General features: G+C 43.2%; 2 protein-coding genes. Both read left to right on the top strand.

What is annotated here, in order from left to right; all coding sequences use genetic code 11:
• A partial coding sequence (locus R7E42_RS25020; RefSeq protein WP_318073241.1) for a type VI secretion system baseplate subunit TssG occupies window positions 1-547 on the top strand: 547 nt, incomplete at its 5' end.
• A 10-nt stretch (window positions 548-557) separates the two neighbouring features.
• Window positions 558-1,145 (top strand): Clp protease N-terminal domain-containing protein (locus tag R7E42_RS25015; protein ID WP_318073240.1); only part of this gene is annotated, 588 nt, incomplete at its 3' end.

The following is a 1,145-nucleotide window of genomic DNA, read 5'->3' as shown; positions in this document are numbered from 1 at the left end:
GCGCTCCCCATTAACTGATTGCATGTCGTCATTGACTGGCGATGGGAATGATCTTGCACTGCATTATGGCGGCATGTATGCATCTCCAACACGAAGTAAAGGTGCATTGAAGAGCATTTTGGAATGTTTGTCTGGTTGCCAAATTCGTATTCACGAGTTTCAAGGTCAATGGATGCGACTGTCTAAATCTGAACAAACTCGTTTGGCATCGAAAAGTATGCCCGAAGGCCAGTTTGCACAACTCGGTGCTGGTGCCTCACTAGGAAAAAAAGCCTGGAATATCAATGCAAGTACAACAATTGAGTTCCTCCCAAAGGAAAGTAAGCAAGTCAAAAATCTATTACCCAAGACCAATACATTGAAAACGATAAAACGGGTAGCAGGTGACTTCATTGGCAAACACAAGCACGTTAAGTGGCAACTTACGACTAAACATAGTCTATTGCCTCAAGTTCAAATATCTAAGCAACAAGGTCAGTTAGGTGTCGGCTCTGTACTGAAAAAACATGAACGTACGGAAGATCGCAACATAACAATTACGGTTTAAAGGAAACATAATGGCTTCATTATCACTTTCAGCGTTGGTCGAAAGATTGTCTCCGCAAGCGAAGGAAACGCTAGAGCAAGCGGCGGCAATGGCAAGTTCGCGTACACATCATAGTATAGAGTTGACCCACTGGTTGTTGGCGATAGTTCAACATCCATCCGGTATTTATTCAGAAGTGTTTGAAGCTTGTGATATTGATGAAAGAAAAGTCGAAGAACAACTGCAAGCTCAGCTTGAAAAATACAAAACTGGATGCCAAACCGTCCCAGGCCTTTCTGCTCATACTGTAACCATGATGCAGAATGCTTTGATGTGCGCAACGATAGAGTTTCATGAAGAACAAGTGAACTGTATCCACTTACTGTTTGCGTATCTTTCTGATGACACGCTAGTGAATATGATGAATGCTATTAGCGCGGAGCTAGACAAAGTCGAACCATCTCGCCTAGCCGTAATTAAAGAGCATGTGGGCGATGGTGGAAACAATACTTCTAAGGCGACGAGTAGCTCGAACTCAGCATTGAATCAGTTCACAACGGATCTTACTGAGCAAGCTAAAGCTGGAAAAATAGATCCTGTTATCGGTCGCGACAATGAG

The organism is Vibrio sp. Vb1337 (assembly GCF_033338715.1).
Lineage (GTDB): Bacteria > Pseudomonadota > Gammaproteobacteria > Enterobacterales > Vibrionaceae > Vibrio > Vibrio alginolyticus.
This window is presented reverse-complemented; position numbering and strand designations above follow the sequence as displayed.